Source organism: Streptomyces sp. NPDC051664 (genome assembly GCF_044453545.1).
Taxonomy (GTDB): domain Bacteria; phylum Actinomycetota; class Actinomycetes; order Streptomycetales; family Streptomycetaceae; genus Streptomyces.
Genome location: NZ_JBITCU010000054.1, coordinates 1 through 24,427, shown reverse-complemented (window position 1 = coordinate 24,427; position 24,427 = coordinate 1). Strand labels below are relative to the sequence as shown.

Annotated in this window: 22 protein-coding genes; 15 read left to right on the top strand and 7 right to left on the bottom strand. The window is 68.5% G+C overall.

What is annotated here, in order from left to right:
* Nucleotides 1–1,126: 1,126 nt before the first annotated feature.
* Entirely contained in the window at nt 1,127–2,356 is a 1,230-nt protein-coding gene (gene frc, locus ACIA8E_RS39725; RefSeq protein ID WP_399306502.1) for a formyl-CoA transferase, read from the bottom strand.
* On the opposite strand from frc, the gene ACIA8E_RS39720 reads away from it, so the two are divergent.
* On the top strand, nt 2,355–2,492 hold the full coding sequence (locus ACIA8E_RS39720) for a hypothetical protein (protein WP_399306499.1): 138 nt from the start codon (nt 2,355–2,357) through the stop codon (nt 2,490–2,492). The genes frc and ACIA8E_RS39720 overlap by 2 nt on opposite strands.
* A 267-nt stretch (nt 2,493–2,759) precedes the next feature.
* Here the strand turns inward: ACIA8E_RS39720 and ACIA8E_RS39715 are convergent, their stop codons facing one another.
* Both ACIA8E_RS39715 and ACIA8E_RS39710 read right to left on the bottom strand, forming a co-directional pair.
* Complete coding sequence (locus ACIA8E_RS39715; RefSeq protein ID WP_399306496.1) at nt 2,760–3,395, bottom strand: zinc-binding dehydrogenase; 636 nt, start codon at nt 3,393–3,395, stop codon at nt 2,760–2,762.
* A 90-nt stretch (nt 3,396–3,485) separates the two neighbouring features.
* Nucleotides 3,486–4,418, bottom strand: a complete 933-nt coding sequence (locus tag ACIA8E_RS39710; RefSeq protein ID WP_399306493.1) for an NAD(P)H-binding protein — start codon at nt 4,416–4,418, stop codon at nt 3,486–3,488.
* A gap of 199 nt (nt 4,419–4,617) precedes the next feature.
* On the opposite strand from ACIA8E_RS39710, the gene ACIA8E_RS39705 reads away from it, so the two are divergent.
* The 4 genes from ACIA8E_RS39705 (at nt 4,618) to ACIA8E_RS39690 (ending at nt 7,695) form a co-directional block, all read left to right on the top strand.
* On the top strand, nt 4,618–5,007 hold the full coding sequence (locus ACIA8E_RS39705) for a hypothetical protein (protein WP_399306490.1): 390 nt from the start codon (nt 4,618–4,620) through the stop codon (nt 5,005–5,007).
* Nucleotides 5,008–5,317: 310 nt separating this feature from the next.
* Nucleotides 5,318–6,040: a metal-dependent hydrolase gene (locus ACIA8E_RS39700; RefSeq protein ID WP_399306488.1), complete on the top strand. Its 723-nt coding sequence runs from the start codon at nt 5,318–5,320 to the stop codon at nt 6,038–6,040.
* Nucleotides 6,040–6,615, top strand: a complete 576-nt coding sequence (locus ACIA8E_RS39695) for a helix-turn-helix domain-containing protein (protein WP_399306485.1) — start codon at nt 6,040–6,042, stop codon at nt 6,613–6,615. Before ACIA8E_RS39700 ends, ACIA8E_RS39695 begins: the two co-directional genes overlap by 1 nt.
* A gap of 18 nt (nt 6,616–6,633) precedes the next feature.
* Nucleotides 6,634–7,695, top strand: a complete 1,062-nt coding sequence (locus ACIA8E_RS39690; protein WP_399306482.1) for a threonine aldolase family protein — start codon at nt 6,634–6,636, stop codon at nt 7,693–7,695.
* 253 nt (nt 7,696–7,948) lie between these two features.
* On the opposite strand, the gene ACIA8E_RS39685 is transcribed toward ACIA8E_RS39690, so the two are convergent.
* Both ACIA8E_RS39685 and ACIA8E_RS39680 read right to left on the bottom strand, forming a co-directional pair.
* Entirely contained in the window at nt 7,949–8,998 is a 1,050-nt protein-coding gene (locus ACIA8E_RS39685; RefSeq protein WP_399306479.1) for a sensor histidine kinase, read from the bottom strand.
* Nucleotides 8,995–9,660, bottom strand: a complete 666-nt coding sequence (locus ACIA8E_RS39680; protein WP_399306476.1) for a response regulator — start codon at nt 9,658–9,660, stop codon at nt 8,995–8,997. The genes ACIA8E_RS39685 and ACIA8E_RS39680 overlap by 4 nt, the downstream gene beginning before the upstream one ends.
* A gap of 533 nt (nt 9,661–10,193) precedes the next feature.
* Between ACIA8E_RS39680 and ACIA8E_RS39675 the strand changes: the two genes are divergently transcribed.
* The 9 genes from ACIA8E_RS39675 to ACIA8E_RS39635 all read left to right on the top strand — a co-directional run bounded on the left by ACIA8E_RS39675 (nt 10,194) and on the right by ACIA8E_RS39635 (nt 20,780).
* Nucleotides 10,194–11,903 (top strand): SpoIIE family protein phosphatase, encoded by a 1,710-nt coding sequence (locus ACIA8E_RS39675; protein ID WP_399306473.1) that lies wholly within the window; start codon nt 10,194–10,196, stop codon nt 11,901–11,903.
* Nucleotides 11,904–12,696: 793 nt separating this feature from the next.
* On the top strand, nt 12,697–13,344 hold the full coding sequence (locus tag ACIA8E_RS39670; RefSeq protein WP_399306471.1) for a class I SAM-dependent methyltransferase: 648 nt from the start codon (nt 12,697–12,699) through the stop codon (nt 13,342–13,344).
* Nucleotides 13,345–13,579: 235 nt separating this feature from the next.
* Nucleotides 13,580–14,347: an SDR family NAD(P)-dependent oxidoreductase gene (locus ACIA8E_RS39665; protein ID WP_399306468.1), complete on the top strand. Its 768-nt coding sequence runs from the start codon at nt 13,580–13,582 to the stop codon at nt 14,345–14,347.
* Nucleotides 14,348–14,524: 177 nt separating this feature from the next.
* Nucleotides 14,525–15,448, top strand: a complete 924-nt coding sequence (locus ACIA8E_RS39660) for an RNA polymerase sigma-70 factor (protein WP_399306465.1) — start codon at nt 14,525–14,527, stop codon at nt 15,446–15,448.
* Nucleotides 15,449–16,740: 1,292 nt separating this feature from the next.
* The gene (locus ACIA8E_RS39655) at nt 16,741–18,222 is read left to right on the top strand and encodes a multicopper oxidase family protein (RefSeq protein WP_399306462.1); all 1,482 of its coding nucleotides are present in this window, start codon (nt 16,741–16,743) and stop codon (nt 18,220–18,222) included.
* 359 nt (nt 18,223–18,581) lie between these two features.
* Entirely contained in the window at nt 18,582–18,725 is a 144-nt protein-coding gene (locus ACIA8E_RS39650; protein WP_399306508.1) for a hypothetical protein, read from the top strand.
* Nucleotides 18,726–18,826: 101 nt separating this feature from the next.
* Nucleotides 18,827–19,540, top strand: a complete 714-nt coding sequence (locus ACIA8E_RS39645; protein ID WP_399306459.1) for a class I SAM-dependent methyltransferase — start codon at nt 18,827–18,829, stop codon at nt 19,538–19,540.
* A gap of 311 nt (nt 19,541–19,851) precedes the next feature.
* The gene (locus tag ACIA8E_RS39640) at nt 19,852–20,091 is read left to right on the top strand and encodes a Smr/MutS family protein (protein ID WP_399306505.1); all 240 of its coding nucleotides are present in this window, start codon (nt 19,852–19,854) and stop codon (nt 20,089–20,091) included.
* Between the two features lie 476 nt (nt 20,092–20,567).
* Nucleotides 20,568–20,780: a hypothetical protein gene (locus ACIA8E_RS39635; protein ID WP_399306456.1), complete on the top strand. Its 213-nt coding sequence runs from the start codon at nt 20,568–20,570 to the stop codon at nt 20,778–20,780.
* A 410-nt stretch (nt 20,781–21,190) separates the two neighbouring features.
* On the opposite strand, the gene ACIA8E_RS39630 is transcribed toward ACIA8E_RS39635, so the two are convergent.
* Both ACIA8E_RS39630 and ACIA8E_RS39625 read right to left on the bottom strand, forming a co-directional pair.
* Nucleotides 21,191–21,670: a lamin tail domain-containing protein gene (locus ACIA8E_RS39630; protein WP_399306453.1), complete on the bottom strand. Its 480-nt coding sequence runs from the start codon at nt 21,668–21,670 to the stop codon at nt 21,191–21,193.
* A 564-nt stretch (nt 21,671–22,234) separates the two neighbouring features.
* Complete coding sequence (locus ACIA8E_RS39625; protein ID WP_399306450.1) at nt 22,235–22,972, bottom strand: SDR family NAD(P)-dependent oxidoreductase; 738 nt, start codon at nt 22,970–22,972, stop codon at nt 22,235–22,237.
* Between the two features lie 164 nt (nt 22,973–23,136).
* Here ACIA8E_RS39625 and ACIA8E_RS39620 point away from each other — a divergent pair, with 164 nt between their 5' ends.
* Nucleotides 23,137–23,775 (top strand): TetR/AcrR family transcriptional regulator, encoded by a 639-nt coding sequence (locus ACIA8E_RS39620; RefSeq protein ID WP_399306447.1) that lies wholly within the window; start codon nt 23,137–23,139, stop codon nt 23,773–23,775.
* Nucleotides 23,776–24,427 lie beyond the last annotated feature (652 nt).

The following is a 24,427-nucleotide window of genomic DNA, read 5'->3' as shown; positions in this document are numbered from 1 at the left end:
AGCACCATGGTCCAGCGCGGTCTCCGCATGATGTCCCGATCGCTCTCACCGAGCCGGAACACGCGGCCGTTGCGGTCCGTCACCTCCCTGAACGGAACCTGTGACGGTGCGTCAATTGTCGTCATGCCATTTCCCCTATGTCGCAGAACCCTGGCCAGCGCCCCCTGTCCGGTTCTCACGTGCCGTCAGGACCAGTCCGCCCAGCGACCCGCCCCACAGCCGGCTGGGTTCCCTGCACCCTGGCCCGGCCCGGAACGCGCCTGCGCTCACAAGTCCTGACTTCGCGTCACCACATGGGCAACCCCCTCCACGACGACGGGAACAGTGATCGACTCCACACGCCGCAATTTTGCATACGATATGGAGTAGCCAGTATTCTGTAGAGGGGTCGCCGCTCTGTCTAGGGGCTGCACTCCCTCTTTCTCGCCCGGATGTCACGCCGATGTCCTCGTACGCCACGGTCGGACCGTGGCAGGCTCCCATCGGACCACGATCTCCTTTGGGCGTTGGCCAGTTGCTCAGGTCTGCGACACTGCCCAGCGGCATGGCGCAGCGGGCTCCGGGCGGTACGCGGCCGTCGCCCCGCACGGCGTCGCACGGCGTCGGACGGCCGACGAGTCGGAACCCGAGAGCCCGGCGTTCCACCCCGTCGTGCCACACATCCCGAGGACGACCCGCCGGCCGTCATGGAGGTCTGCCGATGTCGTATCGCACGCAGCCCAAGTGAGTTGACGACCTCGCGGATGGTGGGCACCGCATGTTTGTGCGATCGCACGGCGGGTCGTCGACGGCGCTCATGGCCTCGCGTTGCCATTCCACTGTGCCGTCGCGAGGTGGGATGAGACCGGGTGGGCGGGCCGGACGGTGCCAGGGGGCGCCTGAAAACACCGTCCGGCCTCGCACCCGCGCCGCGGCGGCGGACGAGGTCCGCTGCCGCGGGCACGATGAGGGCCGACGCCTCAGCCGGAGGTCGTACGGGCGGCACGGGCCGCGCAGCGCGGATGCCCGTGGATCCGGAAGACCACGCGGTGCACAGCACGCGACCGACGCCGGCCGACGTGGCCATGACGGTGGCCGTGGCGACCGCACGTGCGCAGGAACACGCCGTCGGCCGGTCCCCGCGACATCAGATCACCCCGCCGGTCCGCAGCAGAGCCAAATCCTCGTCACTGAGGCCGAGTTCCTCGATGAAGACCTCTTCGTTGTGCTCGCCGAGCAGCGGCGAGCTGGTGATGTCGACGGGGGAATCGGAGAGCTTGAGCGGGGATCCGACGGTGACGAACGAGCCGCGCTGCGGGTGCGGCACCTCGACGACCATCTCGTTGGCGACGAGCGAGGCGTCCTCGACAATCTCCTTGGTGGAGAGGATCGGGCCGCACGGGATGTTGTGGGCGTTGAGCTTCTGCAGGACGTCCCACTTGGCGAGCGTCGAAGTCCACTCCTCGATGAGCTGGAACATCTTGCCGAGTTTCGGGAGCCGCACCTCCGGGGTGGCCCACTCGGGGTCGCCGGCCAGCTCGGGCCGCCCGATCAGCTCGCTCAGCGACTGCCAGCCGACCGGCTGCACGATCACGTACACGTAGTCGTTGGGCCCGCCCGGAGCGCATCTCACGGCCCATCCTGGCTGCCCGCCGCCGGAGGCGTTCCCGGAGCGCGGCACCTCGTCCCCGAAGTCCTCGTTCGGATACTCCGCCAACGGCCCGTGCGCCAGCCTCTGTTGGTCACGGAGTTTCACCCGGCACAGATTGAGCACGGCGTGCTGCATGGCCACGTTCACGCGCTGCCCACGCCCGGTGTTCTCCCGCTGGAAGAGGGCAGCCAGGATGCCGGCGACGGCATGGATGCCGGTCCCCGAGTCGCCGATCTGCGCACCGGTGGCGAGCGGCGGCCCGTCCTCGAACCCAGTGGTCGCCATCGATCCGCCCATGGCCTGCGCGACTACCTCGTACGCCTTGAAGTTGGTGTACGGCCCTTCACCGAAGCCCTTGATGGACGCATAGACGATCTTCGGGTTGATCTCCTGAATGCGCTCCCAGGTGAATCCCATCCGGTCGACAGCGCCCGGCCCGAAGTTCTCGACCATCACATCGGAGCGCCGGATCAACTCGGTCAGCAGCTCCTTGCCGCGCTCCGTCTTGGTGTTGAGAGTGATGCTCCGCTTGTTGCAGTTGAGCATCGTGAAGTAGAGGGAGTCGACGTCCGGGAGGTCGCGCAGCTGCTTGCGCGTGATGTCGCCGGTCGGCGCCTCCACCTTGATGACGTCCGCGCCGAGCCACGCGAGGAGCTGGGTGGCGGAGGGCCCGGACTGGACGTGCGTCATGTCCAGAACTCGGATGCCTTCTAGTGCCTTTGCCATGGCCGTCCTCACCTCGCTGATGCGTCGTGTCGTCGGGTTCGGGCTGAAGAGGAACACGGTCGTGCGGGGTCCCGGCCCCCACACGCACACCCTGCGCGGCCGGCAGCCGCCACGCCTGTACGACGCCACACTGTAGATTGCATACCGTATGGAGTCGCCATCATCGTGGCCGCAGCGGCCGTTGTTGTCCAGAGGCCGTACGCGATTCCGCGCGAAACCGTCGAGCCGCAACCTGCCGGAGTTTCTTGATCACATTCGTCGCTGCGTCGTCCGCTTCGCGGAGACGGGCGTGACCGGAGGCCTGTGGCGACCACCGGCTGTGGTCGCCGGGAGCATCGGGGTCGGCTGCCGCAGACGTTCCCTGCAGCAACTCGACGCCGCTGTCTCAAGAAGGTAGCGGCGGCTATGAGGGGCGGACGAGGACCAGACCGGCCTTGCCGGGCCGCACCGCGTGCTCGACGGCGGCGGCCAGCTCACCGAGGCCGTACGTAGCGGCCACGTCGAACTGGTCCTTGAGCCCCGGCGCGACCTGCTTCGCGGTGACGACGGCGGATGCCCGCCTCTCGGCGGAGGCCTCGGACAACCACTGGCCGATGTTCTTGCCCCGCAGCGTCAGCGACTTGCTCAGCAGTTTCGACGCATGCAGCGAGATCGGCTCCTCGGCGATCAGCCCGTAACTGACCAGCTTCCCGCCCGGCGCCGACAGGTCCAGAAGGCTCTCCGCCGGCTTCCCGCCGATCGGGTCGAACGCCACACTCACCGGACGGCCGGCGGCTGCCTTGCGGACCTCGTCGGCCCAACCCGGATGCTCTGTCGACACGACCGGCACGTCCCGGAATCGTTTGCACAGCTCGGCAGCACCGCGCTCGCTGCGGACGACGTTGACGAGCGCCAGGTTGTGGAACTGCGACACGCCCGTCACCAGCCGCCCGACCGACGAGCCCGCGGCGGTCTGCACCAGAAAACCTTCGTACCCGAAGGCCAGGTGCTCCTGCGCCTCACGGCGAAGCATCACCGTGGTGAGCGGATTCTCCAGCACTGCGCGGCGACCTCGTCCGACAGCTCGTCCGGTACGGCGACAGTTCCCGGCCGCCGGCCGTGGCGACGGCCAGGTCGAGGAGTTCGCCGCTCATGGGCCGGTGAACAGGTTGGTGTGCGTCCGGACGAAGTCGGCCACTTCCGAAGGGGGCCGCCCGGTGACCCGCTCCACACCGTCCGCCTTGCGGTCATACCGGTTCTCCGCATGGAGGCGGGCCATGGTGGAGATGTGCTGGAAGACGTGGTCCGGCAGCCCCAGCGGCCTGAGATCGTGGTCGATCCACTCCTGCAGGGGGACGTCGCGGTAGCCGACCGGCCGGCCCAGGACCGCGGAGACCTGCGCCGCCATGGCGGTGATGCCTTCCGAACGGGGGCCGGTCAGCTCGTAGATCCGCCCGGTGTGCGGAGCCGGGTCGGCCAGGACCTCCTCCACGACCGCAGCGACGTCGCCGGCCGCCACCGGAGAGGTCTTCGCCTCGCCGAAGGGCAGCCTGATGGTGCCCGTCTTCGCGATCGAGGAGAAGCCGACGCGGAAGAGCGGGTTCTCCAGGAACACGGTGGGCCTGATCTGGACAACGGGCAGGCCCGACCAGTCGAGGACCTGCTCGACCAGCCACTGCTGCCGCTGCTGGTCCGACTCGGAGGTGCGGCTGACGTCCATCTCGGCGACGGTCAGCTGCGACATGTTCACGAACACCTCCAGCCGCCCGTACGCGCGCGCGACGACCGCTGCCGTCAGGGCCGCCTCCAGGTACTGCGCCGACACGCCCATGCCGAAGTACATCCGCCCGCAACCGTCCAGGGCGCTGGCGACCTCGCCTGCATGCGTCAGGTCTGCGACCACGACCTCGGCGCCGGTCGCCCGCAGTGCCCGTGCGCGATCGTCCTCGCGACGTACCGCGGCCCGGACGGGCAGGCCGCGTCGCCGAAGGCCCTCGGCAACGGAACGTCCGACGGCGCCGACACTGCCCGCGGCGCCGGTCACCAGGATGGGCAGCGCGCTGGCTCCCGGGGGGCGGTCCATAGCGGCAGCGTGCGACGCACACGGCCAGGACGCAACCGGAGCCGTCCACCCGACGACGCGGAGCCACCCGGTGAGGCAGAGTTCGCCGTTCATGAGACCCCCCTCCATGTCCTGGCGCATCTTGCTGCACGGCGCCGCTCCGTCTTGCTTGGACCCTGACGTTCCTCAAGCGGACGATGTCCTGCTGACGAGTTGGCTCGTGGGGATACCCGAGATCGACGACGATTCGACTGGAGGTGCGGCGGTCAAGCTGGGTGAGCTTCTCCTCGGCGCCGGTGAGGCCGACCTGACCCTCGCCCAACCAGCCCTCCCGCTCGGCTTCGGCGAGGCGGGCGAGGACGTTGTCGCGGATCTCGACGGCCCCGGGGTACGCCTGGGTCTTCCCGTGCTCGGCCAGTGCCCGGTAGATGTTGGAGAGGTGGCTGATGTTCCGGCAGGGCGGGATCGTGCAATAACTCCGGGTCGTCTTCCCAGCGCTACCACAGGCGGCCTGACCCGCCCGGCTCCGCCGCCGTACTCGGTGGGCCGGGACCCGGTGCCGGAGTCACCGACGTGGTTCGGCTTCCTCCTGGCGACCGGGCCCCCGTAGTGCCGAGCGAGGTCTCCGCGCAGGCGGCGCGGCCGGGCCACAGGCGGCCGGTGTGCCGGACCGCTTCGACCAGCGCCTCGGCCCGCTCGAGCGTGAGCGGTCGGCGTCCGGCCCGCCTCGCCCGGCGCACAGCGATGTACCGAAAGGGCACCGGAGCCCCTGCCTCTCAGGGCGCGACCGTGCAATTGACGTCGCGGGACCGGGGGCAGTCACCTCTTGGTCCGCGTGCGCAACTACCTCCCTCGATCAGGTCGTTCAGTAAAAAGAACGCCAGGTTCACCAAACATGGCTCGTTTGTTATAGTGAACGCATGGTTCATCCAACTAGGGCTTTTCGCGCAGGCGCACAAGTCAGCACCTACCTCGATGACACCTACCTGGAGCAGGTCGATACACGGGTGATTGCGGTCGGCGAGAGGGACGGGACGCCATGGGCGGCCGTCGAGCACTGCCCGTTCCATCCGCAGGGCGGGGGCCAGCCCGCCGACCGAGGGTGGCTGGAGGACACGGAGATCACCCCGGTCCGGGACCGCGAGTCGGGACTGGTCGTGGCGGTGGCGCCCGAGGGCGGAAGCCTTCTGCCCCTCGTCGAGGGGCAGAAGGTGCGAGCCCGGATCGGCCTTCAGACCCGGACAGCGCACGCCGCGCTGCATACGGCCGGACACCTCGTCGAAGCGGTCGGGCGCATGCAGGGGTGGGAGATGGTCGTCGGCAACCATTTCCCCGGTCAGGCCCGCATCGAGTTCCAGGCGCCCCAGACGGACGCGCGACTGGCCGACCCGGAAGGGCGGGAGGAGGTGACTGCCACGCTGCGCGCTGCGGCGGCAGCCGCGGTCGCTGACGATCTGCCGGTATTCGCACGGTGCCTCGCCGACGGGCGGCGCGTGGTGCACCTGGACACGCTGCACTCCGCACCGTGCGGGGGCACCCACGTGCGCAGCCTCGGCGACCTGGCCGAAGTGGTGTTGCCGACGCTGAAGATCAAGAAGGGCCGCGTCCGCGTGTCCTACACCGCAACGCACAGGAGCCGCTGATGACGCCCCCACCGTCCGGCCGCCAGCCAGTGAGCAGTACCGCAGCCGCGGTCGGCGCGAAGATCCGCCTGCGCCGCCAGCAGCGCGGCATGAGCGCCGCGGAGATGGCCCGGCGCGCCGGGCTGAGCAAGGCCACGCTGTCGCAGCTGGAGGCCGGCAACGGCAATCCGACGATCGACACCCTGGACGCGATCGCGATCGCCCTGCGCATCCCGATCGCCGACCTGCTGGCGCGTGACGCCGACACCGGGCCAGTGTTCCGGCCGGGCACGGACGTCGAGCCCGGCGAGGTCTCCAGGGAACTGCTGCGCCGTATCAGCAGCGGCAACAGCCTGGAGATCTGGCGGCTGCGCATTCCGCCCTCGACGGAGCTGCCCGGCGTCCCACACGCCACGGGCACTATCGAGCACTTGCTCATCGCCACCGGGCACGTCACCGCCGGCCCCGTCGACGCCCCTCAGGATCTGGGCCCCGGCGACATGCTTGCGTTCGCCGGGGACGCCCCGCACTTCTACCGCACCGGCGCCGAGGAAGTGGACATCACCGTCGTCTTCGCCTCCCCCATCAGCACCTGAGACCAAGGAAGACCTCTCATGAGCACCACCATCGCCGTCACCCCCTCCAGCCGTGCCTTCATCAGCGACAACATGGCCGGGGCATCCCCGCAGATAGCCCGGGCCGTCACGGAAGCGGCCGTTGGGCAGGTCCTGCCGTACGGCAACGACCCCTTCACCGACAGCGCCCGCCGCAGGCTCAGCGAGATCTTCGAGCGGGACGTCGATGTCTTCCCGGTCTCCACCGGGTCTGCCGCCAACGGCCTGAGCCTGGCCGCCCTCACCCCGCCGTGGGGCAGCGTGCTCGCGCATCCCGACAGCCACATCAACCACGACGAATGCGGCGCTCCGGAGTTCTTCACAGGCGGCGCCAAGCTCGTCGGTGTCCCAGGCCCCGACAGCAAGATCGACCCGGAAGCCTTGCAGGCGGCGGTGCGCCGCCGGGCCGGTGACGTGCACAGCGTGCAGCCGTCCGCCGTGAGCATCAGCCAGGCCACCGAGAGCGGCAGCGTCTACACCCTGGAGGAGATCCGCGGCCTGTCCGCCATCGCCAAGGACGCAGGACTGCGCATCCACATGGACGGCGCACGCTTCACGAACGCCCTGGACCATCTCGGCGCCAGCCCGGCCGAGATGACCTGGAAGGCCGGCATCGACGTCCTGTCCTTCGGCGCCACCAAGAACGGCGCGATGACCGCCGACGCCATCGTCTCCTTCGACCCGTCACTCGCCACCGAGCTCGCCTTCCGCGCCAAGCGCGCCGGCCAGCTCGCCTCAAAGATGCGCTTCCACGCGGCCCAGATCGACGCGTACCTCACCGACGGCCTGTGGCTGCACAACGCCCGCCAGGCCAACGCGATGGCCACGCGGCTCGGCGACGGCCTCAAGGCCATCCCCGGCACCGGCCTTCTGGCCACGCCGCAAGCCAACATCCTCTTCTGTCGCCTGCCCCAGCAGGTCACCGAAGGACTCCTCGCCGAGGGCTACGCCTTCTACCACGACCGCTGGGAACCGGGGATCGTCCGGTTCGTCACCGCCTTCTCCCACAGTGCCGACGACATCGACCAGCTCGTCGACGCGGTCCGCCGCCACACCCATTGATCGACGGCCGGGGAAAACCTCCAGCCGAGGGTCCGTTCGACAGGCGGAAGGTGTCCCCTTACAGGACGACCGACGAGTGGGTCGCGAGAATCGCCGCACCGTTGCGGCCGGTCAGCAAGTCGGACAGGGCACGGTTGAAAGCCGCCGGCAGCGGGGGTGAAGGTGGAACTCGGGCTCATTCCCGCTGAAGTAACGGAATCGGCGTATCAGATCACCGAGCCTGCGCTGCCCGACGGCCACCTCGAGGTTGCGCCTACCCCTCGCGCCCAGGAGCAAGGGGCACTCTCAGGATGATGGTGGTGCCCTTCCCCGGAACGCTACGCAGCGTGAGCTGCGCGTCGATGAGGTCTGCGCGCTCGTGCATGGCGGAGAGCCCCACCCCCCGCACGGTGGAGGCCGGGGGCATGGCCACGCGCAGGACCGGCCAGCGCCTGGTGTCCGGGGGCCGGGGCATTCCGTGCCCGTCGTCAGCAACGGTCACCGTCATAGCATGGCGGTCAGCCTCCATACCGACAGTGATCCGAGTGGGCTGGGCGTGCTTCACCGCATTGGTCAGTGCCTCCTGCACGATGCGGTACACGTGGGCCTGTGCTTCCGAGGTCAGCCGGTCGCTGAAGTCGGCGTTCCGCGGATCGATCCGCAGATCGACGCGGATACCGAAGGTCTCCGAGGTACGTCGGCACAGCGCCTCCAGGGCCGCGCACAGTCCCAGTTCGTCCAGGACCAGGGGACGCAGATCCGTGATCAGGTGGCGCAGCGAGGTGATCTGGTTGCCCACCAGGGCGCGTGCCTGCTCGATCGCGCTGTGCATGGACTCCGGGCGGCCGTCGGCGGCAGCGGAGGAGAGCACCACCTGCACGGCGCCGAGTTCCTGGAGGGTGTCGTCGTGCAGTTCACGGGCCCAGCGGCGGCGTTCGCGCTCCGCGCCGTCGTGGCGGGCTCGGACACGCTCGCGTCGCAGGCTCCGGTCGCGGTGGGTTGCGCTGCGGATGGTGGAAGCCGTGTACGCGACCAGGAGAAGCGGGAGCACGTGCAGGGCGTTCAACAGCGGTTGCTCGGTGATGCGGACCAGGCTGGCCACGGCGAGCATGAGCGCGATGGCACCGGCCACAACCATCCAGGTCCGGCGTCCCGCGGTGTACAACGGCGCTGCCACGAGATACGGGGCCGCCGCGGCAAGGGAGAGGGCCAGCTCGGAGGGCAGCGGCTGGTCGGTGACCTCCAGAGCCACCGCAGCCGCGAGCAAGCAGGTTCCCGCCGCCTGCAGGGCAAGGCTCCATCGGGTCCGGCGCGGTCTACTCATGCCATCAGACCGCGCTCGCGGGCCGCGGCGATGAGCTCCGCCCGGGTGTCCTTGCCGAGCTTGTCCCGGATCCGGGCACGATGGGTCTCCACCGTGCGGACCGAGACGTAGAGACGCTGCGCGATCTCCTGATTGGTCTGGCCCAGCGCCAGCAACGACAGGACCTCCGCCTCGCGTGCGGTCAGCGACTCCTGGTCCACAGGTCCCGGCGGCTCGACGGCAAGCCTGGCTCCCAGCACCGGCTGGACGTACGTCGCACCGCCGGCGACCTGGTGTGCGGCGGCCAGCAGCTCCTCGGCGGCTGCCTCCTTGAGCAGGTAACCGGCCGCGCCGGTGCGTAGCGCCTCGCGGGCGAACGCCGGATCCTCCTGCATCGTGAGGACCAGGATCCGCGTGCCGGGTGAAGCGGTGAGCAGCGCGGGAATCATGGGCAGGCTCGACTGACCGGCCATGGTCAGGTCCAGGACCAGCACCCGCGGACGGGTCCGGCGCACGGCCTCGAGGGTGTCGGGGACCGTGGCGCTCTCGGCGACAATCCGGAATGCCGGGTCCTGGGCGAGCAGCAGCCGCATTCCGGCCCGGACCACCAGATGGTCGTCGGCCAGTACGACGGTGGTCGCCGGGGGCCCTTGCCGGGACGGGGTGGAGCTGGGGGCGTCCATAGCTGCAACGGTAGATCCGCTGTGGCAGTCAGGCAGCAGCTGTCGGCACACGTGCGGGAAACCCGCAGAAGTTACATGGGAATGGCGCAGCCGCGGGCGGACGGACCTGCGGTGCAGGTGCAGACTCTTACGGATGCGCGGTGCGGGTGTGTACCGATGTGCTCGCCGTCGCCGGGACGGATGCTCAAAGGGACTACTTCATGCATCCCCTTTTCCCTGAGGCAGCCCGTCATGACTCGCTCCACTCGTCCGCTCCCCCCGAGCCGGGGCCGACAGGCCGAGGCGTCCGGTCGCCCTGGGTGCCTGCGGCCCCCGTCGGTGGCGTCTGTGGCACTTCCCGTACGCGCGGTTCCGGCTGCGGGCGGGCGGCATCCTCACTCAGGCGACGGTCCCGGTCGCGCTGATCATCGCGATCACTCGGGTGCGTCATCGAAGCCCGCAAGACCACCGGCGGCTTCCATCCGATCCTCGATCAGGCCTCCATCCGGCCTTGGGAATGCCCGCACAGCCTGCTGCGGCACATCAACGACGTCGTGGACGCCCACACCGGCGGACGCCTGGAGGGCGACCTCGCCCTGGTGGCCATCCAGCGCACCCCCACGCGCCGGGCACCGGCCAAGGTCCGCGCTCGTCCCAGCCACTCCGCCTGGCGGAAGCCGACCCGTGACACGTCTGGTGCTCCCGGAACGACACGCCATCTATGGAAAGAGGCGATGACGATGACTGCCACGCGACTGAACGGGCGGCTGTGTGTGCTGCTCATCGTCTACCTCGGCGCGTCGTGCGCCGTACAGCTGCAGGACTCCGCAGGTGGCCTTGTCCGCTGGTCGGGATTCTCCGTTCTCGTCCCCGTCACAGCTGCCGCCCTCCTGCCCATGCGGCGTTCCCTGATCATCGGATTGTCCACGCTGGCTGTCAGCACCGCCACCTACGGTTTCGCCATCCACGGCATATCGGCCGGTGGACGGACGGTCGTCATCGCCGCAGTCGCGCTGTCCGTCGCCTTCAGCCTCGTAGTCTGCCGGGCGCGGCTAAATCTGCTGAACACGCTTGCCGCAGCCACACGGAACCAGTCCAGCCTGCCCCGCCCGGTCTACAGGCAGGCCGGAAGCGCCCCCGAAGCACCGCGTGTCGTTCCGGCCTCACCCCCCGGCATCCTGCCCGGTGTGCTGCCGCAACCCGCGGTGGTAGAGCTGGCCGGCCACTACCGGACCGGGTCCGGCCAGCTTGGTATGCGCGCCCATTGGCTCGACGCCATCCCGCTGTCCGGCGCCCGGGTCGGGCTCGTCGCCGGCGCAGTGGCCGGGCCGGGCGCGGACGCCACCGCCTCCGAACTCCGCGCCGCGGTACGCACGCTGGCCGACATCGACCTGCAGCCAGAGGAACTGCTCACCCATCTCGACGATGTCCTCGCCCGGCTCCGGCCCGACATCCGCCCCGGTCACGACACCCAGACCACCAGTACCAGCACCGTCAGCGCCCAATGCCTGTACGCGGTCTACGATCCCGCCTCCTGCCGCTGCACACTCGCCGGCGCCGGAAGCCCCCCACCCACCGTCATCACACCCGACGGCACGGTCGCAGCCCTGGACCTGCCCGACGGCCCACCCCTGGGACAGACGGACCTGCCCTTCGAAGCCACCGAGATAGACCTCCCCGAAGGCAGCCTGCTCCTGCTGTACACCGGCACCGGCGCCGACGACTCCGGCAGCGACGAGTTGCTCAGCGCACTCGCCCGGCCCCAGCCCTGCCTGGACGCCACCTGCCAATCCGCCCTCGACGCCCTGCTCCACGCTCCCCACACCCAGGTCGCTGTCCTCGCCGTCCGCACCCACGGCCTGGACACCCGTACCGTTGCCACCTGGGACCTGCCGGCCGACCCGGCCGCCGTCTCCCACGCCCGCACCCACATCGCGGAGAAACTGACCGCCTGGGGTCTGACGGACGCCGCCCCCACCACCGAACTCATCGTGAGCGAACTGGTCACCAACGCCATCCGTCACGCCCAACCTCCCATCCAACTGCGTCTGATCCACCACGCCGGCAGCCTTGTCTGCGAAGTCGCCGACGGCAGCAGTACCTCGCCCCACCTGCGCCGGGCCCGCACCTTCGACGAATGCGGGCGCGGACTGTTCATCGTGGCTCAACTCGCCGAACGCTGGGGAACCCGCCACGACCACCAAGGCAAGACCATCTGGGCCGAACACACAGCCGCACCCGACCAACCCACCAACGCAGCCTGAGCTGGTCCTATCCTCCAGGCGCGGCAACGACAACCGTGTCTGCTGCGCGATCACCCTGGCCGTCCGCTACGCCGATCGCACGCACACCACCCGCACCCGGCCCCTGACGGAGCCCATGGCCACACCGCCGCTCTCGCGAACACCGGCCTCGCTCTCCTTGCATCCCTCGGCCGGCAACGGGCCCGCGTCCGGGCGAACTCCGGACGAGCCGAGCGACTACGGCCCACCGAAACCGCCACCCACCAGCTCACCCTCGACCCCACCGACGAGCGGACACGCGACCTGGAAGCCGCCATCGACCGCACCCGAGCCCGATACGGATACCGCGCCGCCGGACGCGCGAGCACCTACCGGCGGGCCGACTGACGCCGTGTCCCCTTCGGTAGAGCCATCCTTATCTCGCGAGCCGGAGCCGTACTCACGCAGCCCGGGGACTCCACCACCCTCTTCGAGTGACCGTTTGGGCGGCAGCTGATAATGCCGGGGCGTGGGACGGCTGCCCGGTCGGGAGCGGGGAGGTCGAGCAGGAAGTCTCCGGGGTCGACATCGGTGTCTGCAGTGGCGGCCAGGCTGCCGCGGACGGTCAGTTCGGTCCCGGACAGGTGCCTCGAGGCATGGTGCGGGGCCAGGGCGCGGTCCGTGTCTCCACCGCCAGCCTGATCTTGGCTACCGAACTGAGCCGCAACCCTCCCGCCTGCTCACCCGGGCTATCTCTGATCCAGAGAAGTGACCAGCCTGAAGAAGTTCGTGATTCTCTCGGCTCGCCCCCGCGCCAGGAATTACTGTCGCGAGCATGGTCGAACACGATGCCCTCAGTGTCACCCGCAAGGCCTACGACGCTGCTGCCCACATCTATGCGCAGCGGTTCCGCGACGAGCTGCGTGACAGGCCTTTGGACCGCGCGATCTTGGGTGCCTTCGTCGAGGTCGTATGCGCGAACGGGGACGGTCAGGTCGCGGATCTGGGATGTGGGCCTGGCCACATCACCGCCCATCTGGACAAGTTGGGGCTTTCCGTATTTGGCGTCGATGCCTCTTCCGCGATGATCGAGTTGGCTCGGCATGCCTATCCGGGCCTGCGGTTCGACACGGGCTCGATGGCCGCGTTGAACATCGCGGACGGCGTGCTGGGCGGCGTACTCTCACGTTGGTCCATCATCCACACTCCGCCGCAAGAACTCCCCGTCATCTTCGCGGAGTTCCACCGTGTGCTGGCACCTGGCGGTCACCTTCTGGTCGGCTTTTCGGCCAGCGATGATCCGTCTCACCCGACGCAGGTCTTCGATCACACAGTCGCGCCGGCCTATCGGTGGTCGCCAGACCACCTCGCCACGATGCTGCGCAAGTCCGGATTGGCCGAAGTGGTCCGGATGGTTCGCGAGCCTCAGCCCACCGACCGACGGCAGTTCCAGGAGATTCAACTGCTCGCCCGCAAAGCCTAGAAGGCTCGATCGGCCACGCGTCTCCGGCCGACCGCCGGGTTGACCGGCCGGGTACCGTCGGCAGTCGGCGGTGTTCCCGCGCTGCGGGAATCGGGCGTCTTGCCTGACCCCAGCCAGACCATCTCGAACGAGAACATTAATTTCTGTCCGCATGTCAGAGATGGCCGGGCTGTCTCGTCTCAGGTTGCGAAGACAGGTTCTGAGAAGAACCCACCTCGACAACAAGGAGCTGGCCATGAGCGAGGAGACCACACATCAGAAGGTCGCGCTGGTCACCGGGGCGAACAAGGGGATCGGCCGTGCGGTTGCCGAGCAACTCGCCGCGCTGGACATGACGGTCCTGATCGGCGCCAGAGACACGCGGCGCGGCGAGGCGGCAGCAGCGGCGCTGCGCGCGGCAGGCGGTGACGCGCACGCGGTCACCTTGGACGTCATCGACCAGGCCACCGTCCGTGACACCGCGAAGCAGGTCGAGGAGCGCTTCGGCCACTTGGACGTGCTGATCAACAACGCCGGCATCACCGGCTCCGGACAGGTCTCGCCCGCAGACGCCTACGATCAGATCCCCAGCACCGTCGACCTGAACATGGTCCGGGCGGTGTTCGAGACCAACGTCTTCGGGGTGATCGCGGTGACCAACGCCATGCTGCCGCTGCTGCGGCGGTCACCGGCGCCGCGCATCGTGAACGTCAGCAGTCACGCCGCGTCGCTGACCCTCACCAGTGATCCGGACGGCCCCTTCGCCGCACTGCTGCCGTCTGCGGCGTACTCGCCGTCCAAGAGCGCGCTGACCGCGCTGACCGTGCAGTACGCCAATGAACTGCGCAAGGACGGCGTTCTCGTCAACGCAGCCGCCCCCGGCTACGTCGACACGGACAGCAACAACCACACCGGCTTCCTCACGGTCGCGCAGGGCGCCGCAGTCGTGGTGCGCCTGGCCACCCTCGGCGCAAACGGACCGACTGCCGGGTTCTTCACCGAGGAGGGCCCGGTGCCCTGGTGACGGTAGCCCTGAACAGCGGCGCGTTTCACGGGCCACGGCGCCTTCGCGGATCACCACGTGGCAGGCGCGGCTACCGGCGAAACAACAGGTAGCGGTAGTTGATGACCGAGGGGCGCGGCTTCTCCCACCCGGAGCCGCGCCACCCTCGTGGCGGCCAAGATTCGAGGAGGAGCCGGGATGACGAAGACCGAAGAGTTCCAGGAGCTGCGACCGCTGCTGTTCTCGATCGCTTACCGGATCCTGGGCAGCGTGAGCGAGGCCGAGGACGCGGTCCAGGAGACCTGGCTGCGCTATCAGGCCACCTCCGCCCAGCCCGGATCGGCCAAGGCGTTCCTGTCGACCGTGGTCACCCGGATCTCGATCGACGTGCTGCGCTCGGCCCGCGTCCGGCGGGAGGAGTACGTCGGGCCGTGGCTCCCCGAACCGCTGCTCACCGACCCGTACGAGGATCCGGCGCGGTCGGCGGAGCTGGCGGACTCACTGTCGATCGCGGCCCTGCTCCTGCTGGAGCGACTCACCCCGCTCGAACGCGCGGTCTTCGTGCTGCGGGAGGTGTTCGCCTTCGGCTTCCCGGAGATCGCATCGGCCGTGGGACGGTCGGAGGCGGCGTGCCACCAGCTTGCGGTGCGGGCGCGCCGCCACATGGAAGCGGGCCGACCTCGGTTCGAAGCCAACCGGAAAGAGCGCGAGGAGCTCGCCGAACGGTTCTTCGACGCTTTCCGGGAAGGGGATGTCGACGGGCTGGCCGAACTGCTGGCGGCCGACGTTCAGATGATCGGTGACAGTGGCGGCAAGGCCCCACAATTCAAGCCCATCATCCCCGGTGCCGAGCACGTGGTCCGGGTGCTCGCGGCGTTCATCCCGCTGGTCATCAGGGGGGCCGGCATTGTGGAGCCGCAGCAGGTGAACGGCCAGCCGGGTGCGATCTTCCGCGACCGGGACGGCCAGGTTCTCAGCACCTGGGCACTCGACGTACTCGACGGGCGGATCCAGACGATCCGCACGGTGAACAACCCGGACAAACTCGGGCACCTAGGCCCCATAGCAGACGCCTGGGCGGCCCTCCGCGAGGTGGACCAGGCACACCGGCCCACAGATTGACCGAAGAGCCGACCGCACCCCAGGGCTGGGCTGCCGGGGCCCGGGCCCGCACCGGCGAGTCGGCGTGACGGAGTTGTCCGGGCCGACGTCGTGCCGCGCTTCTCCCGCGCCACCACGCCCGAAGATCTCTTCACCGGCCAGTGACAGAAGCGACCTTACGCCCGGCCATGACCAATGCCTTGTGTCATCACATCGACCAGAGCGGCGGGATATGCGACCACCGGCAGCACCGTACGGCAACCACGTGGATCAGGACGAACGGCTACTTCACGCCTCGTCGTTCGGCGCAGCGGCGGTCGCATACGCCGAGCACCGTCCGGACTACGCGCAGGCCGCGGGGAGGAGGTGGGGCCCATGCTCAGCCGCCGGTTTCGTGCATACGACGCGGCTCGCGGCATCGGGAACAGCCACGCCCGGCGCTGCAACAGGGGGGCAAGTGCGATCGCCACGCACAGGCCGACGACCAGGGCGTACGCGACCAGGGCGCGCGTGTACGCCGAGCAGATGTCCGGCGTCCACTCCGCCCGTCGCTGGAAGGCGAGCATCACTGCAAGGAGCGTCACCCCGATGAACGTGGCGAACCACTGCACGCAGGCCGCTGTCCGGGGGCGCGCCTGGGCCGTATCTTCCGGATCATGCCTGGCACGCGCTGCCTGGCACCGTACCTTGCCTGTCGGGGCGTCCGACAACGTCCGGTGGTCGGGCGCCCCTCCACCCTGCGATGCGCAGCACCAGATACCGCAGGCTTTACCGGCCTGATCCGAAAGAAACGGCCCATGAGATCGCGGGTGGCCCACTCCCCCCATCGAATCTTGTACCGCTTGTCGGGCTGCACGAGGTGCGGCTGCTTGTCGATGACGTAGCCCGTTTGCGGCAGCGGGCCCCGCCGGGTTGCACGGGAAGACAGTGAAGCCCTGCTGCCGAGCAGCGACGGCGTAGCCGACAAAGACCCGCAGATCATCAATCACGATCCATGGATACGCCCAGCTGCAAGTCTTCGGGCGCCGTCTGCCGCCCAAGCGATGAGGTGCCGTCAACGCTTGCCCCGGTGTCTCGGACGGCACTATGGCACCGCACGCATGACCCAGACCGTCCCGCCCGCCTCACCGATCCATCGACGCCCGGTTGCTTGGTGTACAGCCGATTGAGCGGGTGCCACCGCCCTCGACGCGTGTCCGTGCTGCTCCTGACATCCGCATCCCTACGATCCAGCTGACGGGCTGTCGGCCGTCGTCGTGACTTCGTGGGCGGGCGGGGGCCTCGCCCGGCCACACGCTTCCCTGGGGAGAGATGTGACCCGGCTCAGTACCCACTTCTCGCTGCCCTCGCTGGTTGTCGTCGTGGTCCTCGCCGCCGCCTGGCTGGCCGGTTCCTCGGGCTGTGCACCGACGGGGCACTCCCACGCCACGCACCAGCCCGCGGCGCAGGACGGCGCCACGCCTGCGGGCCCGGCCCCCCGACTGCAGGACCCCCCGGAACTCGTCAGCCGCAACGGCGCCCTGAAGGCCAAACTCGTCGTGGAACGACGCATGGTCCAGGTCGGCGACCATCAGTTGTACGCGACCACGTACAACGGGGCGTACATGCCGCCCACCTTGCGCGTACGGCCCGGCGACCGCATCGACCTCACGATGACCAACCGCATCAACGAGAACACCAACCTCCACACGCACGGCCTCCACGTCTCGCCGCGCGCCCCTGCAGACGACATCTTCATCGCCATCAAGTACAACCACTCGTACCACTACTCGTACCAACTGCCGCTCAACCAGCCGACCGGCACCTACTGGTACCACTCACACGCCGACATGATGTCCGCCGCCCAGGTCGCAGGTGGCGAGTCCGGCGTCATCATCGTCGACGGACTCCAGCAGTACCTACCCCCGTCGTTGCGCGGCGTCACCGAGCACACGCTCGCGCTCAAGGACTTCCAGGTCGAGGGCGACTCGATCAAGACCCATCCCCTGAGCATCGGTGCACCCACCAACCGCACCGTCAACGGCCAGAAGAACCCGGTCATTCACATCCGGCCGGGAGAGACACAACTGTGGCGGCTGGCCAACATCAGCGCCAACATCTTCTACAAGCTTCACCTCCCGGGCACCCGCTTCCATGTCATCGCGCAGGACGGCATTCCCGTCCGTAAGGTCTATGCCCAGGACACGCTGGTCATCGCCGCCGGCGCCCGCTTCGACGTCCTCGTCCAGGGCGGCAGCCCCGGCACGACCCGGCTCGAAACCCTCCCCTACAACACCGGCCCCGCGGGGAACCAGTTCCCACAAGCGGTCCTCTCGACCGTCGTCACCGGCGGCCCGTCCATGACCCAGGCCACCATCCCCACCAGCTTCGCCTCACACGAGGACCTGAGCCACGCCACGATCACGGCCCGCAAGACCGTGGTCTACACGGAAAACAAAGCGGGCACGAAGTTCTTCGTCAACGGCCGGATGTACGACCCCCATCGGATCGACCTCACCTCCACTCTCGGCGCCGTCGAGGAGTGGAGCATCCGCAACGACACGGACGAGGACCACAGCTTCCACATCCACACCAACGACTTCCAGCTGATGAGCACCAACGGGAAAGCCCACGACCCCTCACACGGCTGGTACGACACAGTGAACGTGCCCACGCGTGGAGAAATCGTCATCCGCATCCACTTCATCAACTTCACCGGCAAGACCGTCATGCACTGCCACATCCTCAACCACGAGGACATGGGCATGATGGCCGTCCTCGACATCGTCCGCAAAGGTCAGGATTCGCAGAACTGACAGCCGACGACAGGGTGAGGTGCGCCCCGGGCCGTTGTTCGGAGCCCACCTCCGGTGATCGCACTCAAACCTTCGGACAGGACAGTCGTGTCAGGTGACGCGCAGTCCGCCGTCGACGAACAGATCCAGGGCGTTGACGCCGGTGTTGCGGATGACGAAGTCGGTGGCCTCGACGACCTCCGCCGTGGTCACCAGGCGTCCTACAAGGGGTACGCGCCAGGTGGGGGTGCTCAGGCGCGTCGCGTCACTTCGCGCAGTCTCCCACCACGCCCGGATGGATCGCATTGACGCGGTGTAGGGACGTTCCTTGGGCAGGCCACCGAAGAGCACGACCGACACGCCGGGATTGACTGACCGGCGTGGACGCCCTCACCGGGCACGTCCGGTCCTTCGCCCGTCCCGGCGTCGTCGAAGGACACGTCAACCGGATCAAGATGCTCAAACGGCAGATGTTCGGCCGCGCCCGATTCCGGCCCGTCCGTACACGTGTCCTGCTCGCCTGACGGGCGGCTGAGTCGAGCCACTGTGGTGGCGGTCGCCGCCTTCGCAGACGTCCGCAATTCGAGGGTGGGCTCAGCAGGTGTCGAGTAGTGTCCGGGCTTTGATGACCGACTCCTGGGACACCATCGCCGACTGGTATGCGGAGCTGCTGCGATCCGGCTCTGCCATGCACGACTTCGCACGAGACATCCTGCTTGGCCGCCTCCCTGGGCTTCTCGCGGGTCACCGCGTCCTCGACCTCGGATGCGGAGAGGGGATCATCGCCCGCGCTGTGGCCGCCCGCGGAGCCTCAGTGGTCGGCATCGACCCGTCGCCGCGAATGATCGAAAACGCACAGGTTGCCGAGAGGAGTCGGCCGAGCGGGGCGCTCTTCTCGGTCGACGACGGATGCACACTCGCCACGGTCGCCACCGGCTCGGTCGAATGGGTGACCGCTGGGCTCTCGCTGAACAACGTGCACGACCTCGACGCCGCACTCTCGGCTGTGCACAGGGTCCTTGTCCCTGGAGGCTTCCTGGTCTTCACCATCCCGCATCCCTGTTTCGAGGCACCACACGCCACCTGGACGGAGACCGGGAACGGGACCGTGCGCAGGGTCGTCGGCGACTACCTCACCGAGGGCTTCTGGCGCTCGAGGAACCCAGAAGGCGCCCGTCGGGCGGGAAACCAGCACCGGAAGGTATCCACCTATCTCACCGCTCTGATGCAGCGGCTTCAGGACCGAAGCCGTCGACGAGCCGACACCAGATGCCGGCGTCATTGCCGCGCAGCCGCAGCGTGCTGGGCTGCCCCCCTTCATGGTCATCCAGGCGCGTAGCGCGTGATCGAAGCAGCCTGCTCGGCAAGCGACTTCGGGTTCCCGCATCGCCACATCCATGAGCCCGTGGAGCGACAACTGGTCACCGCGCACGCCTCACCCAGTGCCGCCTTCACGGAAAGCGAGCCAGAACGCGCCTTTTCACGACACGCTCCAGGAGAATCGAGCAGCGCATGCCCCCGAACGCTTCACGCGGCCGGTGGCGTGTCGGAACCTGCGGCCGGCGCCCGGACGGTGCCGCGTAGCCTTGGCCCGGCCAGCCGCGGCCTTCCGGGCCGCCGGACACAACAGGAGGCTCCGCGTTGCTCACCGTGGATCTGCACCCGATCTTCCGCAACAACCGGGACATCGAGCTGGCCCTGCGCCAGGCCATGTTCAAGGCAGCACACAGCGGCGAGACCACCATGGAGATCATTCCGGGCAAGGGGTCCGGCAAACTGAAGAAGCGCGTGCTCGCGTTCCTCAACCAACCACACATCAAGAAGCTGTACGAACGTTTCGAGACGGACCCGACCAACGACGGCAGGATCGTGGTGCACCTCAGGCCGTAAGCGACGGGTTTCGTCGGCAGCGGCGACGACAGACGGAACGTGTCGCTCGTGTCTGTTTCACCGTCAGGGCGCGCGGGACGCCGACATCCGCTGCGTCCCTCGCGATCCCGCGCTCCTCGAGGGCGGCGACGGCCCGTTCATCGCGGCCCACCCCGGCGTCAGGGGCCATCTCCGTCACGGAATACACACTCCGCCCCACGGCGCGCCACTCCCGCCATCATCGGGGCTGTGATCACGGTCGGGGGCGCCGGCCAACGGCGCAGACGGCAGCTCATCGGCGCGGTGCTGCCGGGCGCTCCCCGCTCGCCTCGCTACGCACCGTCGCGGAAACGACTCCGGCGTGGCGGAGATGCCCTCCAGGGCGACGCATACCCACAGCACCCTGATCGACGGACACGGCCGGTTGCCCACTGTCCGCCGCTCAACATGCCCCCATATGCTCCTCACTGACCAGCCCGTCCGTCTCAGGAGGTGTCGTGTCACGCAACACGAGGTTTTGCTACACCTGCGACTCCGACGAACCACATCGTCCCCTCACTGCCCTGGAAAAGTCCTGGCTCAAGGAGCGCACAAGCCGGAAGAACGTCGAGGGGTACTTCATGTGCAAGGCGCCCAACTGCCGGAATGTGCGCTCCGGATTCAACAAGCGCCCCTTCGACCCAGTCATCCGCGTTCCCCTGCCCGACTGACCCGCCCAGCACATGGACGACGTCTACGCCCCGGACGACCGCCTCCCGCCGCGAGTGGCCGCGATGGCGCGCAAGGGGACCGGTTGTTCAACAGCAGCCCGGCCTCGCCCTGCGAGCCGATCGCGTTCCTGACCAGCATGTCCGGGTGCGCATGGGCGCCGGGAGTGACACCGAGCTGAGCCAAAACGGTGGCACGGTCGCCCGTACGAACCGTGCGCATCCAGGCTCACGGCCAGGCCGCCGGGGACGAGAGGGTGGCCACGTCCGATGCCGGTGCCGGCACCCGCACCACATGCACATGCGATGTCGGCACGAGGCCACCCCAGCGGGGGCCGCCCCGACGTCCGACGTGCCACCACCCTGTGTGAGTGGTGGCACGCCGGATCCGAAGCATCGATGGCGGGGTCGGGTCAGCGGCGGTAGCCCCAGGAGTGGGTGTCCACGGTGCGACCGTGGTCGTCACGCAGGGTGGCCTTGTCGGCGTAGTTGCTCCAGATGTAGTCCCGGCTGTCCTGGTAGACGTCCCGGCGCGTGTCATTGCCGCGCCCGGTATGGACACGGACCGTGGCCTGGCTCGCCAGGCGCAGGTCGTCGAAGCGGTACAGGTTGCCCCTCAGGTCCGTGAGCGACCATCCACGGAGATTGACCGCGCGGCGGCCGGTGTTGGTGACCTCCACCCACTCCCTGTTCAGGGACTGGTTCGACCAGTCGTCGCGACCGGGGCTGTCGTACTGGATGTCGCCGAGGACAACGTCGGAGTACGACTGGTGGTGGCCGTACCCGTGACCGTGGTCGCTGTCGGCGGAAGCAGGCATCGCCACCACGGCGATGGCGGAACCGGCCGCCAGAGCGGTAGCGGCGATACGACGGACGGTACGAGAAGCAGACATTGACGTCCCCTCAGGTGAAGGCGCCCAGGACCCGGTGAAGGGCCATGCTGCGCGGTGCGGGTCCCGGCCCCTCAGGCCGAGAACCCACACCTTGCGGCAACTCCCCCACCGCCGGCGGCGACACCGGTTCGCGTTACTTAATGCGGACATTTCCGTAACGCACGGCTACACGGATCACGCACCGTGCCCGGACGTGGCCTGACACTGACTGCCAGATGCACGCGCCCGCCCCACAGCCGAAAGCGAGCCACTTTCAGCTCCCCCACACGCCTTTCCGCACCACCCCGCGAGCCACCCATCCGGCAGCACACCCATCGGTAACAGCCACAACACTGCGCAATTCAGACGCACATCGCATGCCCAAACACCCGATCGGCGTGGCCGGTTTGTCGAGGTCCCGGCCAGGCATGCAACCGGCCCGTGCCCGACGGGTGGTCAGGGGGGTGCGGCAATCGTGAGCGGGAACGGCGCGGCTTCCGAGGCCAGACGTGGGCATGTGAGGTCACCGGCGCATCGGCCCGCAGCCCTGCTGCGACACGGTCCGGCTGCGAGATCGCCCCAGGTTCATCGGGTCTGGTCAGTCGGTCGGATCAGGATCTCGTTGACGGCGACGTGTTCCGGCTGGGTGACCGCGTAGACGACTGAGGCGGCAATGTCCTCGGGCTGGAGGGTTCGCATCGACTCGGCCATGCTCTTGGCCGCGGCCTGGATGGCCGGGTCCGTGATGTGGCTGGTGAGCTCGGTCGCGACGAATCCGGGCTCGATGACGACGACGCGCACGCCCTGCGCGGTGACCTCCTGCCGCAGCGCCTCGGAGAAGGCGTTGATGCCGAACTTCGTAGCCGCGTACACGCCGCTCGTGGCTGATGCCGCCCGTCCCGAGGTCGAGGAGACCTGCACCACCGAGCCCTTGCTCTCAAGCAGGTGAGGCAGAGCCGCGTGGACCATGTACATCGATCCGAGCAGGTTGGTCTCGACCATACGAGTCCACTCGGTGGTGTCCGCGCCGAGGATCGGGCTACTGAGCATGACGCCCGCATTGTTCACGAGGACGTCGAGGGCTCCGAAGTGCTCAATGGTTGCCGCGACCGCATCATTCACCGACCGGCGGTCGGTGACATCCAGTTCGAGCAGGAGCATCTCACCGGAGGCGTGCTCCGTCAGGGTCTTCAGTCGATCGACCCGCCGAGCTCCGACTGCGACCCGGGCCCCCGACTTCGACAAGGCAAGTGCGGTGGCCTGACCGATGCCCGAGGACGCGCCGGTGACGAGGACGACTTTCCCTTCCAGGGTGTTGCTCACGTTTTCCCTCCCGGGGAGTTAGTGGTTCCAAGCCGGGGCCGCCAAGGGTGCTGAGCAGCCGCCTCCGGCGAATGAGAAGATGACCGCTGGGTCACTTTGATCCTAACAGCTAATCTGACCCATCGGTCATGTTGTGATACGGTGCACAGCAGAGGGAGGCACCGATGACTGCAGCGACAACCACTCCCGGCCACCGGGCGGACATGGTGCGCAATCGACGCCTCCTGCTCGACGCCGCGGCCGCAGCCTTCGCCGAACACGGCCTGGAAGCGTCGATGGGCGAGATCGCTCAGCGCGCAGGACTCGCCAAAGGCACCGTGTTCCGGCACTTCCCCACCAAGGAAGACCTATTGGCAGCGATCACGCTCCGGCTGCTGGACCGGCTCGCCGGATCGGCAGGCCGACTCCTCGAAGCCGACGACGCGGCCGCGGCGCTACGGGAGTTCATGACCAACGGCGTCGAGGAACTGGCCGCCGACCGCGCCTTCTGCGAAGTGATCGGGCGCCCGTCACTGCAGCACTCCGAGGTACGGGATGCGATCGCAGAACTCTGCGTAGCCGTTGAGGCACTCACCGCTCGCGCACGCGAACAAGGCGCCATCCGCGGCGACATCACCGGAACGGACATCGTGCTGCTGCTCGGTGGCATCCACCAGACAGCAGCGCCCCTGCTCGCTACGCAGCCGCAAGCCTGGCGCCGCTACCTCGAACTGGCCCTCGACGGGCTGCGCACCGCCACCCCGAGCGCACTGCCACATCGACCGCCCCTCCGTCCGGAGCTCACCGACTCTGCACTCACCTGACCCACGACGCCTCGAAGTCCTGCCTCGCATCCGGCCGCGCGAAGTGGCTCACGGCAGCCGAGTTCCGGGTCGACGGCGACATCATCCCGGTGGTGTGAGCCCAAGACCAAGCAGCGGAGGGCGGAGAACAAGCACGAACATCAACCTCAGCGCCGTGATCATCGACGCCGCCGAGCTGGAGCTCCGAGAGTGCGTTCCGGAACCGGCTGCTGGGGCAACTCGCAGCAGATGCGCATCGATCTGACGACGGACGGCCTCGCAGCCGCGAACAGGCTGGCGATCGAGGCCGGTGCACGTCGGCTGCAGCCCACCGACGACGTCGACCCCGCATCCCAGAACGGCGGACGGGCCTACGCCGGCGGCCGGACACCCCTTGTGTCTCCGGTCGGCCCTGAGCTGCATCGCGTGCCTGCGCCTGCTGCTCTCTGCTGCCGCTCGTGCCGGGGCTGGCAGCAGACAGCAGCAGCGTTCGACGCTCGGGATCGGGCTCACCGCCAACGGCTGTACCGATGTTCCCCAAGGCCGGAACAGGCCTTGTCGGCGGCGGCCCCGCCGGGCTAGGCACTGTTTCTCGGATCATGTTCGGAGCCAGATCACGAGGGCTGCGAGGGTGACGGTGCCGAGGTAGATGTAGGCGCGCTTCTCGTAGCGG

Excerpts from the sequence above, each read along its gene's own strand:
- ACIA8E_RS39630 (WP_399306453.1), bottom strand. The coding sequence starts at position 21,670 with ATGTCTGCTTCTCGTACCGTCCGTCGTATCGCCGCTACCGCTCTGGCG.
- ACIA8E_RS39670 (WP_399306471.1), top strand. The coding sequence starts at position 12,697 with ATGGTCGAACACGATGCCCTCAGTGTCACCCGCAAGGCCTACGACGCT.
- ACIA8E_RS39685 (WP_399306479.1), bottom strand. The coding sequence starts at position 8,998 with ATGAGTAGACCGCGCCGGACCCGATGGAGCCTTGCCCTGCAGGCGGCG.
- ACIA8E_RS39660 (WP_399306465.1), top strand. The coding sequence starts at position 14,525 with ATGACGAAGACCGAAGAGTTCCAGGAGCTGCGACCGCTGCTGTTCTCG.
- ACIA8E_RS39700 (WP_399306488.1), top strand. The coding sequence starts at position 5,318 with ATGGTTCATCCAACTAGGGCTTTTCGCGCAGGCGCACAAGTCAGCACC.
- ACIA8E_RS39690 (WP_399306482.1), top strand. The coding sequence starts at position 6,634 with ATGAGCACCACCATCGCCGTCACCCCCTCCAGCCGTGCCTTCATCAGC.
- ACIA8E_RS39695 (WP_399306485.1), top strand. The coding sequence starts at position 6,040 with ATGACGCCCCCACCGTCCGGCCGCCAGCCAGTGAGCAGTACCGCAGCC.
- ACIA8E_RS39665 (WP_399306468.1), top strand. The coding sequence starts at position 13,580 with ATGAGCGAGGAGACCACACATCAGAAGGTCGCGCTGGTCACCGGGGCG.
- ACIA8E_RS39710 (WP_399306493.1), bottom strand. The coding sequence starts at position 4,418 with ATGGACCGCCCCCCGGGAGCCAGCGCGCTGCCCATCCTGGTGACCGGC.
- ACIA8E_RS39645 (WP_399306459.1), top strand. The coding sequence starts at position 18,827 with ATGACCGACTCCTGGGACACCATCGCCGACTGGTATGCGGAGCTGCTG.
- frc (WP_399306502.1), bottom strand. The coding sequence starts at position 2,356 with ATGGCAAAGGCACTAGAAGGCATCCGAGTTCTGGACATGACGCACGTC.
- ACIA8E_RS39720 (WP_399306499.1), top strand. The coding sequence starts at position 2,355 with ATGGCCGTCCTCACCTCGCTGATGCGTCGTGTCGTCGGGTTCGGGCTG.
- ACIA8E_RS39680 (WP_399306476.1), bottom strand. The coding sequence starts at position 9,660 with ATGGACGCCCCCAGCTCCACCCCGTCCCGGCAAGGGCCCCCGGCGACC.
- ACIA8E_RS39620 (WP_399306447.1), top strand. The coding sequence starts at position 23,137 with ATGACTGCAGCGACAACCACTCCCGGCCACCGGGCGGACATGGTGCGC.